General features: G+C 70.8%; 12 protein-coding genes. 7 read left to right on the top strand and 5 right to left on the bottom strand.

Features of this window, described 5'->3' with window-relative positions; genetic code table 11:
- Nucleotides 1–29 precede the first annotated feature (29 nt).
- On the top strand, nucleotides 30–266 hold the full coding sequence (locus IAI59_RS20810) for a hypothetical protein (RefSeq protein ID WP_207415356.1): 237 nt from the start codon (nucleotides 30–32) through the stop codon (nucleotides 264–266).
- A 16-nt stretch (nucleotides 267–282) separates the two neighbouring features.
- Here the strand turns inward: IAI59_RS20810 and IAI59_RS20815 are convergent, their stop codons facing one another.
- The 3 genes from IAI59_RS20815 to IAI59_RS23410 form a co-directional block, all read right to left on the bottom strand.
- Nucleotides 283–1,686, bottom strand: coding sequence for an L-serine ammonia-lyase (locus tag IAI59_RS20815; RefSeq protein WP_207415355.1), 1,404 nt, complete (start codon nucleotides 1,684–1,686; stop codon nucleotides 283–285).
- A 154-nt stretch (nucleotides 1,687–1,840) separates the two neighbouring features.
- Complete coding sequence (locus IAI59_RS20820; protein WP_207415354.1) at nucleotides 1,841–2,224, bottom strand: VOC family protein; 384 nt, start codon at nucleotides 2,222–2,224, stop codon at nucleotides 1,841–1,843.
- Nucleotides 2,225–2,398: 174 nt separating this feature from the next.
- Nucleotides 2,399–4,957 carry a carbohydrate-binding domain-containing protein gene (locus IAI59_RS23410; protein ID WP_207415353.1) on the bottom strand — a complete coding sequence of 853 codons (2,559 nt, stop codon included), beginning with the start codon at nucleotides 4,955–4,957 and terminating at the stop codon, nucleotides 2,399–2,401.
- Between the two features lie 577 nt (nucleotides 4,958–5,534).
- Here IAI59_RS23410 and IAI59_RS20845 point away from each other — a divergent pair.
- On the top strand, nucleotides 5,535–6,701 hold the full coding sequence (locus IAI59_RS20845) for an aminotransferase (protein WP_207415352.1): 1,167 nt from the start codon (nucleotides 5,535–5,537) through the stop codon (nucleotides 6,699–6,701).
- Between the two features lie 7 nt (nucleotides 6,702–6,708).
- On the opposite strand, the gene IAI59_RS20850 is transcribed toward IAI59_RS20845, so the two are convergent.
- Entirely contained in the window at nucleotides 6,709–7,983 is a 1,275-nt protein-coding gene (locus tag IAI59_RS20850) for a hypothetical protein (protein WP_207415351.1), read from the bottom strand.
- Between the two features lie 275 nt (nucleotides 7,984–8,258).
- Here IAI59_RS20850 and IAI59_RS20855 point away from each other — a divergent pair, with 275 nt between their 5' ends.
- From IAI59_RS20855 to IAI59_RS20865, 3 genes are read left to right on the top strand one after another with little or no spacing between them, the layout of a single operon-like run.
- Entirely contained in the window at nucleotides 8,259–9,344 is a 1,086-nt protein-coding gene (locus IAI59_RS20855) for a type III polyketide synthase (protein WP_207415350.1), read from the top strand.
- 31 nt (nucleotides 9,345–9,375) lie between these two features.
- Nucleotides 9,376–10,059, top strand: coding sequence for a methyltransferase domain-containing protein (locus IAI59_RS20860; protein WP_207415349.1), 684 nt, complete (start codon nucleotides 9,376–9,378; stop codon nucleotides 10,057–10,059).
- 2 nt (nucleotides 10,060–10,061) lie between these two features.
- On the top strand, nucleotides 10,062–11,192 hold the full coding sequence (locus IAI59_RS20865) for an NAD(P)/FAD-dependent oxidoreductase (protein ID WP_207415348.1): 1,131 nt from the start codon (nucleotides 10,062–10,064) through the stop codon (nucleotides 11,190–11,192).
- A gap of 13 nt (nucleotides 11,193–11,205) precedes the next feature.
- Here IAI59_RS20865 and IAI59_RS20870 read toward each other — a convergent pair whose 3' ends face one another.
- Nucleotides 11,206–11,625, bottom strand: coding sequence for a hypothetical protein (locus IAI59_RS20870; RefSeq protein ID WP_207415347.1), 420 nt, complete (start codon nucleotides 11,623–11,625; stop codon nucleotides 11,206–11,208).
- A gap of 264 nt (nucleotides 11,626–11,889) precedes the next feature.
- Here IAI59_RS20870 and IAI59_RS20875 point away from each other — a divergent pair, with 264 nt between their 5' ends.
- Nucleotides 11,890–13,866 carry an HAD-IIB family hydrolase gene (locus IAI59_RS20875; protein WP_237181246.1) on the top strand — a complete coding sequence of 659 codons (1,977 nt, stop codon included), beginning with the start codon at nucleotides 11,890–11,892 and terminating at the stop codon, nucleotides 13,864–13,866.
- The gene (locus IAI59_RS20880) at nucleotides 13,863–14,999 is read left to right on the top strand and encodes a hypothetical protein (RefSeq protein WP_207415345.1); all 1,137 of its coding nucleotides are present in this window, start codon (nucleotides 13,863–13,865) and stop codon (nucleotides 14,997–14,999) included. The genes IAI59_RS20875 and IAI59_RS20880 overlap by 4 nt, the downstream gene beginning before the upstream one ends.
- Nucleotide 15,000 lies beyond the last annotated feature (1 nt).

The following is a 15,000-nucleotide window of genomic DNA, read 5'->3' on the forward strand; positions in this document are numbered from 1 at the left end:
CATTTCCTTATTGCCGGGAGGCCATGCGTTTGAGGTTCGATCCGATGCAGGCCGGCGAGGCCTGGGCTACGCTGGAGGAGCTGCGCCACCTGGAAGATGTGGTCCGACTGATGCCGCCCGACAGCCTGGTCACCGTCAGCCTGGAGGCGCTGCAAGCCACCATCCGCCTGCTGGAGCTGAGCATGCTGATCAGCGGCGCCGGGCCGGACATGGTGGCCGAGCAGCCCTGGTGGCTGGACTGGCAGGCCAACCCGCCCCCGCCCTGACAGGCCGCCGCCCCCGTCAGCATTCCACGGCGTTGACGGCCAGCCCGCCTTCCGAGGTTTCCTTGTATTTCGACAGCATGTCGTAGCCGGTTTCGCGCATGGTGCGGATCACCTGGTCCAGGCTGACATGGTGCTGGCCATCGCCATGCAGCGCGAGGCGCGCCGCGTTGATGGCCTTGACCGCGCCGATCGCGTTGCGCTCGATGCAGGGGATCTGCACGAGCCCGCCGATCGGGTCGCAGGTCAGGCCCAGATTGTGTTCCAGCCCGATCTCGGCGGCGTTCTCCACCTGCGGGTTGTTTCCGCCCAGCGCCGCCGCCAGCCCCGCCGCCGCCATGGCGGATGCCGCGCCCACCTCCCCCTGGCACCCCACTTCCGCCCCGGAGATCGAGGCGTTTCGCTTGATCAGGGAGCCCACCGCCGAGGCCGCCAGCAGAAAGGTCTCGATGCCGCGCGCATCGGCCCCGGGGACGAATTCCATGTAGTAATGCAGCACGGCGGGCACGATGCCCGCGGCGCCGTTGGTCGGCGCCGTGACCACCCGCCCGCCGGCCGCGTTCTCCTCGTTCACCGCCAGGGCGTAAAGGTTGACCCAGTCCATGCCGCGCATGGGGTCCGGGTCGTTGCTCATGGCGCGGGCCTGCAGCCGCTCGTGCAGCCCGGGCGCCCGCCGCCGCACCCGCAGCCCGCCCGGCAGTTCGCCGCGCTGCCGCAGGCCTCGGCCGACGCAGTCGCGCATGGCGGCCCAGATGCGGGCGATGCCTTCGCTGATCGCCGCGTCATCGCGAAAGGCGCGCTCGTTGCACCGTTGCAGCTCGGCGATGCTCAGCCCGGCGGCGGCGGCCATGGACAGCAGCTCGGCGGAGGTGGCGAAGGGAAACGGCACGGCGGGGGCGACAAAGCCCGCCGCCTCGTGGTCATTCCCATCCTCGATGATGAAGCCGCCGCCGATCGAATAGAACACGCGGCGGATGGTCTCGCCCGTCGCCGCCGTGGCGGTAAAGGCCATGCCGTTGGCATGGCGCGGCAGCACCTCGCGCTTGTGGAACAGGATGTCGGCTTCGGGGCGGAACGGCACGCCGGGGCCGCCCGGGCGCGGCAGCAGGCCGGAGCGGCGCAGCGCCTCCAGCAAGGCCGGCGCTTCGTCGGGGTCGATGCGGTCCGGCTTCTGGCCCAGGAGGCCGAGCACCACGGCGGTGTCCGTGGCATGCCCCTTGCCGGTAAGCGCCAGCGAGCCGAACAGCTCCACCACCACGGACAGGTAGTCCCCCGGGGGGAGCTGCGCCATGAAGCGCCCGGCGGCCACCATCGGCCCGACGGTGTGGGAACTGGAAGGGCCTATGCCGATGCGGAACAGGTCGAACAGCCCTGCCCAGGGCAGCGGCGTGGCGGGGGACCGGGGGTCAGGGTTCTGGGCCATCGCACCCTTCCATAGCCGCTCCCCCGGCCTCAGGCACCCGGGTTCAGGGCGTGGCCGCGCGAGGCCAAGGCGCCGGCGGCTAGGCCAGCCGCCGCCACGCGCGGCGGCCGCGCGGGGCGCCCCCCGCCGTGGCGGCTTTGCCCATCACAGCCGGTCAGGCTGCCATGCGGTGCAGCGCGCACAGCTTGTTGCCGTCCGGGTCGCGCAGATAAGCCAGGTACAGGTTCCCGGCGCCACCCTGGCGGATGCCCGGCGGATCCTCCACCGAGGTGCCGCCATGCTGCACGCCGGCCTGGTGCCACGCATCGGCCTGTTGCGGGTTGTCGACCGTGAAGCCGATGGTCCCGCCATTGGCGCCGGTCGCCGGCTCGCCGTTGATCGGCGGGGTGATCAGGAACCGGCCACCCCGGTGGGCATAGACCAGCCGCCCCTTGGGGTCTTGCGTGCCCGGTGTGCCGCCGATGGCGGCGAACAGCGCGTCGTAGAACGCCTTGGAGCGCGAGATGTCGCTGCTGCCGATCATGACATGGCTGAACATGGCGTTTCCTTGTTGTTGGCGTCGCAGCCTAACACGGGCATGGGGCAGAGGTCAGGGCCGCGGACTGCGGCCGAAAGCCCGGCTTTCCGGGGGCTGGCACAAGCTGTCCACCCAGTCGTCCACAGCTCTGTCCCCCTGAACTGTGGATATCTCCGGGCGCCCTGCCCCCCGGCATCACCCGATCAGGTGGATGTCGCCGGACGCCAGGGTGGTGCCCGGCGAGAAGGTGGCGATCACCGTCGCTGCGCCGGACCCCGCCCCGTCCGCATCCCACCAGAGCTTCGCCGCGTCCGTTTCGTAGATGAACTGGCCCGTCCCGGCGGGTGCGTTGGACAGGCCCGTGGTGTTGCTGACAAAGCGGGCGGCGGAGGCGAGGTTCGTGGCGGCAGACAGCCCGCCGCCGAAGCCACCCACGGAAATCTCGATGAAATCCTCCCGCGACACGAAGTCGAGGATGGTGTCGCCCCCTTCGGCCGGGCTTGCGAAGCGGAAGGCGTCGGCCCCTGCGCCGCCTTGCAGGATGTCAGCCCCCGCGCCGCCGATCAGGATGTCATTGCCGCCGCCGCCCTGCAGCCGGTCGTTGCCCGCCAGGCCGTTCAGCACGTTGGCCTGGCTGTCGCCGACCAGCGTGTTGTCCGCCGCGTCGCCGGTGATGACGGATGGCATGGCAAAGAGCACCGCCCCGCCCTGCTTCATCTCGGCCGAGCCCGCCGGCACGGCGATGCCGTTGAAGGACATGCCATCGACGTAGAGGTTGCGGTCCTCGGCCAGGTTGCCGTTCCAGGCGTCGTTGACGAAGTCGACCTCGACCTTGTGCGCGCCGTCGCCCCAGTTGCCCTTCAGGGTGATGGTGTCGGAAACGCCGGCGGCGTGGTCCGCCTTGGCGGTGAAGATGTCGCCCACCTGCTTGCCATCCACCTTGACGGTGAACTGCGCATCGCCGTTCCAGGCCTGCTCGGACACCTTGATGACCAGGGCATCCTTGCCGTTGCCAGCGTTGGTACTGGTGGCCGCCGCCGTCTTCGCCGCGATGTCCAGTTGCACCGCCCCGCCGCTGAGCATCGGCACCACGCTGGACGGCACCGCCTTGCCGTTGAAGGTCAGGCCATCGAGGTAGAGGTTGCGATCCTCGGCCAGGTTGCCGTTCCAGGCATCGTTGACGAAGTTGACCTCGACCTTGTGGGCGCCATCGCCCCAGTTGCCCTTCAAGGTGAAGGTGTCGGAAACGCCGGCGGCGTGGTCGGCCTTGGCGGTGAAGATATCGCCCACCTGCTTGCCGTCCACCTTGACGGTGAACTGCGCATCGCCGTTCCACGCCTGCTCGGACACCTTGATGACCAGGCTGTCGGGGCCGCCGCCCACGGTGGTGCTGCTGCCCGCCGGGGAGGCGGATGCCGCGGTGGCCGCGATGTCCAGCTGCACCGCCCCGCCGCCGAGCATCGGCACGACGCTGGATGGCACCGCCTTGCCGTTGAAGGTCAGGCCATCGAGGTAGAGGTTGCGGTCCTCCGCCAAGTTGCCGTTCCAGGCATCGTTGACGAAGTTGACCTCGACCTTGTGCGCGCCCGCGCCCCAGTTGCCCTTCAGGGTGAAGGTGTCGGAGACGCCGGCGGCGTGGTCGGCCCTGGCGGTGAAGACGTCGCCCACCTGCTTGCCGTCCACCTTGACGGTGAACTGCGCATCGCCGTTCCACGCCTGCTCGGACACCTTCAGCACGAGGCTGTCGGGGCCAGCGCCCACGGTGGTGCTGCTGCCGGACGGTGCGGGCAGCGCCGTGGCCGGCGGGTTGGCGGGCGCCGCCTGCGCGCCGCCCGCCGACCAGGGCGACGAGGTGTCCAGGGATGGGCGGGACGACAGCATCTCGGTGCCGGACACATTGGCCGGCCCGGTCGCGATCTGCACCGCGGACAGGCCGATCACCTTGGTGTCGGCAACACCCACCGCGACGGAGGTCTGGTTCACCACCAGCCGCGAGCTGACCGATGACAGGTCATTCACGACGGTGTTGCCCGTCATCTGCAGGCTGGAATCCCCGTAGGCGGAGCCCTCGCCGCCGAAATGCACGATGGCCGGATTGCCCGACTTCGCGCCCTGCCCGATCACGTTACCGCTGAGCACGGCACGGCCGCCGTTCGGCAGGTCGATGCTGTAGCTCGCGGTGCCATCGTTGCCGTCCGTGATGCGGCTGTTGGTGATGGTCGTGGCATGCGCGCGGCTCTTGATCTCATGCCCCACCACGGCGTCGTGGAAGTAGCTGCGATCGATGGTCAGGCTCGCGATCTCCCCCACGTACAGGTTGTGGGTGTAGCCGTCCCCGCGCCCGTTGTGGCTGAACTCGGACCCCTTGATGGTGATGGTCCCGGTGGCCGAAGGGTTGGCCAGCAGCCCGTTCTCGTTGTCGTGGAAGTATGAGTTCAGGATGGTGAGATTGCCGCCCTGGTAGCGGACCCCGGCGCCGTTGCCATCTGGCACGGCGGCGCCCGAGAAGGACAGGTGGTCCAGCGTCACATCCGTGTTGGTGACGAAGATGCCCTTGCCGTTCGGCGGCGCATGGGACGCGACCAGCTCCACCATGCCACCCACGCCCTGGATCGTGATGCGCGTGTTGATGGTCACGAAATCATCGACATAGGTGCCGGCATTGACGGCGATCACGTCGCCATCCCGCGATGCGCCGACGGCGGATGCGATTGTCGAATACTGCTGGCCTTTGCCGACGGTCAGGGTTGCCATGGTCTGAAGTCCCTTCCTGTGCGCCCGCGCCCCGGCTGCCTTTCGGCACCCCATGGCTGCGCAAGAATCCAACCCACCGGACCCGCCTGACAAAGGCGGCGAGGCTTTGGTGGCGGCGGACCCTATTATCACGGACTCGTGAGCGCAATGGTCAATGATGTATAAATCGAAAAATTATCGTGGATGACATGTAACAATCCTGGCCTGCCAATGTCCTGGGGTTCGTCGGCGCGGCCGCGTGCGAGGCGCAGGCCTGGGCCACCGGTAAATCGTGGGACCGGGCGGCCCTGCTGTCTTTGCTGTATTTGGATACCATTGATAGCGCGATGCGCAGTGCTGTGCCGCTGCCGGATCCGCGTGCCGAATATCGCCTCAGGCGATGATCAATTCAGCCGCCATGCAATCATGAGGTTCTGCCAAGCTCGAGGCAGGCACCCTCCGCCACGGGCTGGTGGCGCCTTGGTCCGCCATGCAATCAGTGTCCGCGAAGCAGTCCGGCCAGCGGCACACCGCCCGGTCCACCGACACCATTGCAGCTTCGCGGCGTTGCTCCTGTTCACCTCCGTCAGGAGTTTCGATGCCCCCCGTCAATCCGCTGGTTCATGACACGGGCAGCCCGCCCATCCCGACCATCCAGGCCTGGGGCCAGCAATATGACGGGGCGGACGGGCCACTGTTGAACATGTGCCAGGCGGTGCCTTCGCATGCTCCGGCACCCGGCTTTCTCCATCGCCTGTCCCAGGCCGCGGCCGACCCCGCCACCTCATCCTACGGCCCCATCATGGGCGACGCGGCCCTGCAGGATGCCTATGCGGCGGAACTGAGCCGTTGCTACGGCGGTGCCTGCGACGGAGCACAGATCGCCATCACCGCCGGCTGCAACCAAGCCTACTTCGTGGCCATGATGGCGCTGGTCCAGCGCGGCGACGCCGTGCTGCTGCCCACGCCGTGGTACTTCAACCACCGCATGACGCTGGACATGCTGGGGGTGGAGGCGCGGCCGCTGCCATGCCGGGCGGAGCACGGCTTCGTGCCGGACCCCGATGCCGCGGCGGCGCTGATCGACGGACGGGTGCGGGCCATCGTGCTGGTGACGCCCAACAACCCGACGGGGGCGATCTACCCGCCGGAGGTGATTGCCCGCTTCCATGCCCTGTGCCGCGATCGCGGCATCTGGCTGGTGCTGGACGAAACCTATCGCGACTTCCTGCCGCCCGGCCAGTCGCGCCCGCATGAGCTGGCGTGCGGCCCGGCCTGGCCGGACAACCTCGTTCAGCTTTACAGCTTTTCCAAGGGCTTCGCGATCCCGGGGCATCGCCTGGGGGCGCTGGTGGCGCCGGCGGCGCTGGCCTCAGACCTCGGCAAGGTCATGGATTGCGTGCAGATCTGCGCCGCGCGGGCGGGGCAGGCCGCCTTGGCCTGGGGGCTCGAAGCGCTGGATGCGTGGCGCGCGGAGAACCGGGCAGAGATGCACCGCCGCGCGGACGCCGTGCGCGCGGCGTTCCAGCGGTTGCCGGGCTGGCGGCTGGACGCGCTCGGCGCGTATTTCGCTTATGTGCGCCACCCCTTCGGGGCCGTGCCGGCTTGGGACGTGGTGCGGCGGCTGGCGGTGGAGCATGGGCTGATGTGCCTGCCGGGCCCCGCCTTCGCCGGCGAGGAAGCCCACCTGCGCATCGCCTTCGCCAATGTCGACGGGGCCGGGATCGGCCTGATGGAACGGCGGCTGCGCGCCGCCGGCCGCTAAGGCACCCTCACCCCGGCAACCATCCGAGCGCGCGCAGCCGGTCCCGCTCGCCGTTCAGGAACCGCTCGCCGATATCGGCGCGCCAGCGCAGTTCCGGGATCACCACGTTGCATGCCGCGGCGGCGGCGGCCTGTTGCGCGTCCTGGACGGTAGCCCCGGTCCCCGTGACGATCATGGCGTGGCCGGAGCGCCGCCGCGCCAGCAACTGCCCGGCCTCGGTCCTGACATCCACGAGATGGTAGTGGCCGAGCTCGTCGCCCCGCGGTTGTTCCAGAAAGAAGACCGGCGGGTCGTCCCCGGGCGCGCAGCCGTCCAGCGTGGCGGGAAACGGCGGGGTGGTGAGCACGATGGCCACCGACCAGCCCGGTCCGGCGCGGAACCGGCCGTCGCCGCGCGGCACCAGCCCCGCCATCCGGCCCAGCAGATCGCCCCAGCCGTCCGGCTGCAGCGCGGCCAGCACCGCGAAGCCGGGATTGCCGAAGCGGCAGGTGAATTCCAGCGGCCAGGTCCCCTGCTCGTTGACGATCAGGTTGAGGTTCACGTAGCCGACATGCCCCGCCCCGGCCAGCAGCGGTGCGATCCGGCCGAGCGTCGCCTCGAACAACCTTTCCGCGTCCTGGAAGGAAGCCAGGGTGCCCATTTCCCCGGTCATCTCGCCCATCTCGCCGGGAAAGAAGCGCTTGTGCTCGAAGTCGATGCAGGGTGGGTGCAGAAAGCCGGTGCCGTCGAAATAGGCGCCGATGCCCACCTCCACCCCCTCGATCCGCTGCATCAGCAGCACGCGCCCGGCACCCGCCCGGCGCAGCATGAAGGCGACATCCGCGCCCTCGGGGTGCTCGCCCACGAAGGTGTTGCGGCCGGCCGTGTCATGCTTCAGCACGTAGCGGCCGGGGTGCCGGGCCAGCCATTCCAGCGCCGCGCCGGGCCCGGAAAAGGACATGCTGCCCGCGACGGCGATGCCGGCGTCCCGCAGCACCTCCTGCCCGAAGGCGCGCTGCTGCTCCAGCCGGTCGCCGAAGGTGCTGCCGCCCACGACGCGGAAGCCCTGGGCGCGCAGCGCGTCCTGGGTTTCGCCATGGCCGACACGCTCAAAGAACACGATGCCGTCGCGCCCCACCCAGTCGAGTTCCGCGCGCCAGTCCGCCACGCCATGGATCATCCCGCCGAAGGATCGCTCGGCCGGAGGGTCCTCGGCGAAGACCCGCACCTCATGCCCTTCGCGCTGCAGGGCGAGGTAGATGTCGCCCAGATAGATGCGCGGGCCGATCGCCAGGATCCGCATGGCGGGGTTTCCCCTTGTTGTTCCGGCTGCGGGTCGCGGCGCGGTTCCCGGCGCCAGCATAGCGCGGGCGGCCGCGATGGCGAGGCACGCCCCCCGCCACGCATTGGCAGACCCGGCCCAGCCCCCATGTAGGAGGACCAGGGCTTTCCGTCCGCCGCCATGGCGGTCGCCCCCGCGTCGGCGCGTCCTGGCTTGTGATCCCGCCCGGCGTTGGAAACCCGACGGACAACCAGCGAGGACCCCCGCGGCCCGCGCAGTGAACCGGAGGCCCGACCTTGCCAGCCACGGCTTATGTGAACCGCATCGGCACCGCCGTGCCGGCCCATGACGTGCACGATGCTTTTGTGCAGCGCGCCGGGCGCATCCTGCCGGACCGCCGCGTGCAGGCGCTGTTCCGCCGCATGGCGGACCGCAGCCATATCGCGCACCGCTGGTCCTGTCTGCCCTGCGGGGCCGACACCGCCGGGCGCATCGACGAGGCGGGCTTCTACACCCTGGGCGCCTTTCCCTCCACCGCCGCGCGGATGCGGCGCTTCGAGCAGGAAGCGGCCCCGCTGGCCATCCGGGCGGTGGAGGATCTCGGGCTGGGCGACGATGCCGCCCGCATCACCCACCTGATCACGGTGTGCTGCACCGGCTTCGCGGCGCCGGGACTCGACTTCGCGCTGATGCGGCATTTCGAATTGGACCCGGGCATCGAGCGCAGCGGCGTCGGGTTCATGGGCTGCCATGCCGCCATCAACGCCTTGAAGCTCGCGCGCCACATCGTGCGGTCCGAGCCGGACGCGCGCGTGCTGCTGGTGTGCGTGGAGCTTTGCACCCTGCACCTGCAGGAAGGCGGCAGCCTGGAGGACGTGCTGTCCTTTCTGATCTTCGGCGACGGCTGCGCCGCCGCGCTGGTGACGGCCGAGCCCGAAGGCCTGGCGCTGGACAGCTTCCAGGCCCTGCTGGTGCCCGGCACGGAGGAGAACATCTCCTGGCGCATCGGCGACACGGGGTTCGACATGGTGCTGTCCGGGCAGGTGCCGGCCGGCGTGGCGGAGGGGCTACGCCAGGGTGCCGGCGCGGTGCTGCGCGGTGCGGCGCCCGGAGACATCGCTCTTTGGGCCATCCACCCCGGCGGGCGCTCGGTGCTGGACGCGGTGGAAGCCGCTTTGCGGCTGCCGCCCGACGCGCTGGATACCTCCCGCGCCGTGCTGCGCGGCAACGGCAACATGTCCTCGGCCACCGTGCTGTTCGTGCTCAAGGCCATGCTGCGCGACGCCGCACCCCGGCAGCGGGGCTGCGCCATGGCCTTCGGCCCCGGCATGGTGGCGGAAACCATGCTGTTCCACACCGTCGGGCAACATGAGCCGGCGTGACTTTTCCCGCCGCTCGGCGGAACCGGAGCTGATGGACGACCAGTCATGCGACTACGAGACCTTTCGCGCCTGCCTGGTCGACCTGGAACGCGTCAACCGCCTGACCCTGGGGTACCGGCCGACGCTGAACTTCCTGGACGGGCTGTGGCGCCGCGGCCGGCTGCCACGCGGGCGGCCCCTGCGCATCCTCGATGCCGGCAGCGGCCATGGCGACACCCTGCGGCAGGTGGCCCACTGGGCGCGGCGGCGCGGCGTGGACGTGGCGCTGGACGGGGTGGACCTCAGCCCCTGGTCGGCGCGTGCGGCGCGGGACGCCACGCCGCCCGGCCTGCCGGTGCGCTGGCACACGGCGGACGTGCTGCGCTTCCGGCCGGACGCGCCGGTGGACGTGGTGCTGAGCGCGCTGTTCGCCCACCACCTGCCGGACCCGGTGCTGCGGGACTTCCTGCGCTGGATGGAAGCCACCGCCGGGCTGGGCTGGTTCGTCAACGACCTGCACCGCCACCCGCTGCCGTTCCACCTGTTCGCGAGGGCATCCCGCGCGCTGCGGCTGCATCGCTTCGTGCGGCATGACGGTCCGGTCTCCATCGCGCGCGGCTTCACGGCCACGGAATGGCACGCGCTGCTTGCGCAGGCGGGCATCCCGGCCGGGGCGGCCGGCGTGTCGTGGTGGATGCCGTTCCGTCTGTGCGTGACGCGGCTGCGCGCCGGATGACCATGCACGATGCACTGGTTGTCGGCGGCGGGCTGGCGGGTGCGGCTCTGGCCGGGCACCTCGCCGGAGCCGGGCGCGACGTGCTGCTGGTGGAGCGGCAGGCGGGCCCGCATGACAAGGTCTGCGGTGAGTTCCTGTCGGGCGAGGCGGTGCTGTATCTGCGGCAGCTCGGCCTGGATCTCGCCGCGCTCGGCGCCGTGCCGGTGGAGGCCGTGTCCGTTGCGCGTGGCCATCGGTCGCATGGCTGTGCGCTGCCCTTTCCCGCCCTCAGCCTGTCGCGCCGCCGGCTGGACGAGGCGCTGCTGGCCGCCGCCGGGCACGCGGGCGCCACCCTGCGCCGCGGCGTCGCGGTCAAGGCGCTGGAGTGGCGGGACGGGAGCTGGCGCGCGCGGCTGAGCAGCGGCGAGGAGATCGCGGCGCGCGAGGCCTTTCTGTGCACGGGCAAGCACGACCTGCGTGGCTGGCGCCGCCCGCCCGGCCCGCAACCCGACCTGCTGGGCTTCAAGCAGCACCTGCGGCTGCGCCCCGGGCAGGCGGCGGCCCTGGGACGCGCGGTGGAGATCACGCTGTTTCCCGGCGGCTATGCAGGCCTGCAGGCGGTGGAGGATGCGCGGGCCAACCTGTGCCTCGTCGTTCGCCGCGGTCACTTCGCCGCGCGGGGTGGCCAATGGCCGGCGCTGCTGGCCGCCATGCTGGCCGTCTCGCCCGGCCTGTCCCACCGCATGGATGGCGCCGTGGCGTTGCAGTCGCGGCCGCTATCCATCGCGGGCATCCCCTACGGCTTCGTGCGGCGGCGGGGCGATGGCTGCTGGCGCCTGGGCGATCAGGCAGCGGTGATTCCCTCCTTCGCGGGCGAGGGCATGTCCATCGCGCTGCACAGCGCCGCGCTGGCGGCGCAATGCTACCTGGCGGGCTCCACGGCCGCGCAGTTTCAGGAGCGCCTGTGCCGGGACGTCTCCGCCCTGGTGTGGCGGGCAACGGCGATGTCGCGCCTGCTGGTGCGTGGCTGGGGCCAGTCGATGCTGCTGGGCGGCCTGCGCGTCGCCCCTGGCACGCTTGCCCTGGCCGCCACCACGACGCGCTTGCCCGCCGCCGCGCTGCGCCCCCTGGTCGCCGGCGGCAGCGGGGCCTGACCGGGCGGCCGGATCACAGGCGCCGGCTGGCCCTGGCCTTCGCCTTGGCCGGCTCCTCCGGCTCCGGCCCCGCCATCCGCACCACGACCTGCACGATCGCGGCCTTGCCGGGCACGTCCAGGCGGCGATACGCCCGCAACAGGGCCTCCTCGTCACCGGCCAGAAGGCCCAGTGATGCCTGGTCCTCTTCCAGCAGCTCCGATGGCGGTTCGGTATCGGGGTCCAGCCCGACCAGATAGGACACGGAGGTGCCGAGCGCCTCCGCCAGCGCCACGAGGCGCTTGCCACGCGGCACCGGCGCCCGGCCGTCGCGCAGGCGCTGCGGAAAATCCTCCGGCAGGCCGGCAAGGCGGAATGCCTCCTGTGGCGCGGTGTCGAGCCGCTCCAGCCGGTTCTCGATGCGCTCCAGCATCGGCGGGATCTCGATCTCCATGCGACTTATCCTCAGGAAGCGACGCAACCCTGGCCATATTTGCGTATCGCGCAAAGTATAGAACGGATATTCGCCAATGCCGAGAAGCAGCGATTCAAGCGCTTGCAGGCGATGGTTCGCGTAGTGGAATACCTGCGATGAAGATGACCAACTCTGGGTCGATCCGGAAAATTTCAACGTAGTAAAAATAAATATTTTCGCCATGCCGTCATTCCGTGCCGCCGAACGTTGTCCCGGCGAAATATGGAGGGCGGTTTGTTTATCTTGCATCTGGCACTGGGGGGGTGCCTTCGGCCGCCGCCGGTCAACTTCGGTATCACGACCGACACGGGCGGCCACATCGCCTATGTGCTGGACGCCGCGGCAGCCCAGGCGGCGCAGCCCACCGTATCCCGGGTCTCAGTGGTTACGCGGCTGTTTGAAGACCCCGGCCTCGGCGCTTCGCACTGCCGCGCGCACGAGCCGCTTGCCCCCAAGCTGTCCATCGACCGCATCGCCACGGCATCCTCCCTCTACCTGGAAAAAGAGGCGCTGGCCGCCGAGCTGCCATCCTTCACCAGCGGGTTTCTGCGTCACCTCGCCGCCCTGCCCCGCCGCCCCGATGTCATCCATGCGCATTTCTCGGACGCTGCCGCGGTGGCCGCCGCGGCGCGGGCCCGTTTTGGCATCCCCTTCGTGTATACGCCGCATGCCCTGGGCATCGACAAGCTGCGCCAACACTGCGGCGGCGACCTGCGCGCACGCATCGCGGCGGAGCGGGAGGCCATTGCCCAGGCCGATGCGCTGATCGTTTCCACCCAGGACGAGGCCGGGCGGCAGGTGCGCGCCTATGGCGTCGAGACCGATGGCCGCATCCACTGCCTGCCGCCCGGCGTGCCGGGGCATCTGCAGGCCGCGAAGCCGGGTACTGCGGCGGCCCTGCTGCAGGGCTGGCTGGACGATGCGGACAAGCCCATCCTGCTGGCCATCGCCCGTCCGGTGCGCAAAAAGAACCTGCAGGCGCTCGTGCGGGCCTACGCCGCCACCCCGGCACTGGCGACGCATGCCAATCTGGTGGTCCTGGCCGGCCAGCATCACGGTGCGTGCTCGGAAGAAGAGCACGCGGTGATTTCCGAATTGCAGGAACTGTGCGGCGCGGCTGAACTGCGTGGCCGCGTGGCCCTGCCGCCCCGGCATGACGCAGCCGACGTCGCGGCGCTGTACCGCCGCGCGGCGGCGGGCGGCGCCTTCGTGAACCCCGCCCTGCACGAGCCCTTCGGCCTGACGCTGATCGAGGCCGCCGCCGCCGGCGTGCCCGTGGTCGCGACGCGCGAAGGCGGGCCGGCCGAGATCCTTGCCACCATTGGCCACGGCCTGCTGGTCGACCCGCGCGACGACGCCGCCATCGCCGCTGCCTGCCTGCGCCTGACGACGGACCCGGTGCTGCACGCGCAATGCGCGAACGCGGCGCGGCGCAACGTGTCGGCCTATGACTGGGCACGCTACGCGGCAGCCTCCACGCGTGTCTATGCGTCGCTGCGTCAGGCACCGGGCCTGCTGGCCAGTGACATCGACAACACGCTGACCGGCTGCCCCGCCGGCGCCGCTGCCTTTAGCGGCTGGCGCGCGGAACAGCGCCTCCCCTTCATCGTCGCGACAGGGCGCTCCTTCGCCGAAGCCCGCGCCGTGCTGCGGGATTGGCAACTGCCGCAGCCCGACGCCTATGTGGTCGATGTCGGCACGCGCATCATGCTGCCGGGCGAGGACGGTGAATGGCGCGAATGCCCGCGCTACGCGGCGCGGCTCGACACCGGCTGGGACCGCGAGGCGGTGGCCGCCACCCTGCGGCCACTCGCGCTGACGCCGCAACCCGTGCAAACCGAAGGCCCCCACAAGCTCAGCTTCTTTGGCACGCAGCAGGAAGCGGAGGACATCCGCCTGGCCCTGGCGGCGGCGGCGCTGGGCGCACGGGTGGTGTTCTCGCACGGCCGGCTGATCGACGTACTGGCGCCGCAGGGCGGCAAGGCCGCCGCCGTGGCGGCCTATGCCAACATGCGGGGCATGACGCTGGCCCATTGCGTCGCCGCCGGCGACAGCGGCAACGATGCCGACATGCTGCAGGCCTGCGGGCACGCCATCGTCGTCGGCAATGCCTCGGCTGAGCTCGATGGCCTTGCCCCGCGCGCCGGGCTGCAGCGCGTGCGGGCGCATCACGCGGCAGGGGTGATGGAAGGCCTCACGGCCCTGGGCGTGGCGGAATGAAGCGTCCCTTCGGGTATTTCGTCCACCACCAGGGGCGCGGCCACGCGGAACGCTGCGCCGCCATTGCCCACGCCCTGCCGGCCGACCGGCCGCTGGTGATCTTCTGCGCGCGCGACGACATCTTTCCCGTCCTGCCGCCACAGGCCCGGGTGGTGGTCATTCCCTCGCTATTCGAGCCGCGCGGCGACGAGGTGAACACCATGGACCACCTGCCGACGCCGGACACGCTGCATTGCGCGCCGCTCGGCTGGCCCGGCATCCGCCGCGCCATGGCCGTGCTCGCCGGCTGGTTCGACGAGGCGAACCCTGCGCTGATGATCTGCGACGTGTCGGCCGAGATCGCCCAGCTGTGCCGCATCTGCTCCGTGCCGCACGTCAAGGTCCTGCAGCATGGCGACCGGGGAGATGCCGGGCACCAGGCCGCCTATGACGGCGCCGCCGGGCTGCTGGCACCGTTCCACGGCGCGCTGGCGCAACCGGAATGGACGGCGGCGATGCGCGCCCGCACCTGCTTCGCCGGGGGCCTGGGCATCGACACCCGCGTGGCCGACCGCCTGGAAGCCCGCCGCAGGCTCGGCATCGATGCCGCGGAGGAGATGATCCTGGTGATGGCCGGCGGCGGCGGCAGCGGCTTCGCGCAGGCGCCGCTCGGCGTCGGGGCCCGTAGCCGTTCGGACGCGCGCTGGATCACCATCGGCCCGGTGGAACGCGACTGGCACGCGACCGAGCCGGCGAATATCGAGCACCGCGGCTGGGTGTCCGGCGCCGGCGACTACGTCGCCGCCGCCGACATCGTCATCGCCTCGACCGGCAACACCACCTGCGGGCAGGTGCTGGCGGCCGCCCGGCCGTGGCTCGCGGTGCCGGAATGGCGGTACTTCGACGAGCAGCACCGCAAGGCGGAAGCGCTAGCCGCCGCCGGTCTGGCCTGTGTCCGCCCGCACCTGCCATCCTCGGCCGACGCTTGGCGGCAGGCCCTGGCTGACACGCTGGCCGGCCACCGCCCGGACGCGCAGCGCCTGATGATCGAGCCGGAGCCCGCCCTGATCGCCGGCGCATGGCTGGAACGCCTGGCCGAAACCCTTTGGCCGGTCCCGGCCACCACCACCCCCTTGCCTCTGGAGCCTGCCTGAC

Origin of the sequence: Roseomonas haemaphysalidis (genome assembly GCF_017355405.1) — a bacterium.
GTDB classification, from domain to species: Bacteria; Pseudomonadota; Alphaproteobacteria; order Acetobacterales; family Acetobacteraceae; genus Pseudoroseomonas; species Pseudoroseomonas haemaphysalidis.

What these genes read in the sequence shown, in the direction of transcription:
- IAI59_RS20850 (WP_207415351.1), bottom strand. Translation starts at nt 7,983, where the DNA reads ATGCGGATCCTGGCGATCGGCCCGCGCATCTATCTGGGCGACATCTAC.
- IAI59_RS20815 (WP_207415355.1), bottom strand. Translation starts at nt 1,686, where the DNA reads ATGGCCCAGAACCCTGACCCCCGGTCCCCCGCCACGCCGCTGCCCTGG.
- IAI59_RS20845 (WP_207415352.1), top strand. Translation starts at nt 5,535, where the DNA reads ATGCCCCCCGTCAATCCGCTGGTTCATGACACGGGCAGCCCGCCCATC.
- IAI59_RS20860 (WP_207415349.1), top strand. Translation starts at nt 9,376, where the DNA reads ATGGACGACCAGTCATGCGACTACGAGACCTTTCGCGCCTGCCTGGTC.
- IAI59_RS20880 (WP_207415345.1), top strand. Translation starts at nt 13,863, where the DNA reads ATGAAGCGTCCCTTCGGGTATTTCGTCCACCACCAGGGGCGCGGCCAC.
- IAI59_RS20820 (WP_207415354.1), bottom strand. Translation starts at nt 2,224, where the DNA reads ATGTTCAGCCATGTCATGATCGGCAGCAGCGACATCTCGCGCTCCAAG.
- IAI59_RS20865 (WP_207415348.1), top strand. Translation starts at nt 10,062, where the DNA reads ATGCACGATGCACTGGTTGTCGGCGGCGGGCTGGCGGGTGCGGCTCTG.
- IAI59_RS23410 (WP_207415353.1), bottom strand. Translation starts at nt 4,957, where the DNA reads ATGGCAACCCTGACCGTCGGCAAAGGCCAGCAGTATTCGACAATCGCA.
- IAI59_RS20870 (WP_207415347.1), bottom strand. Translation starts at nt 11,625, where the DNA reads ATGGAGATCGAGATCCCGCCGATGCTGGAGCGCATCGAGAACCGGCTG.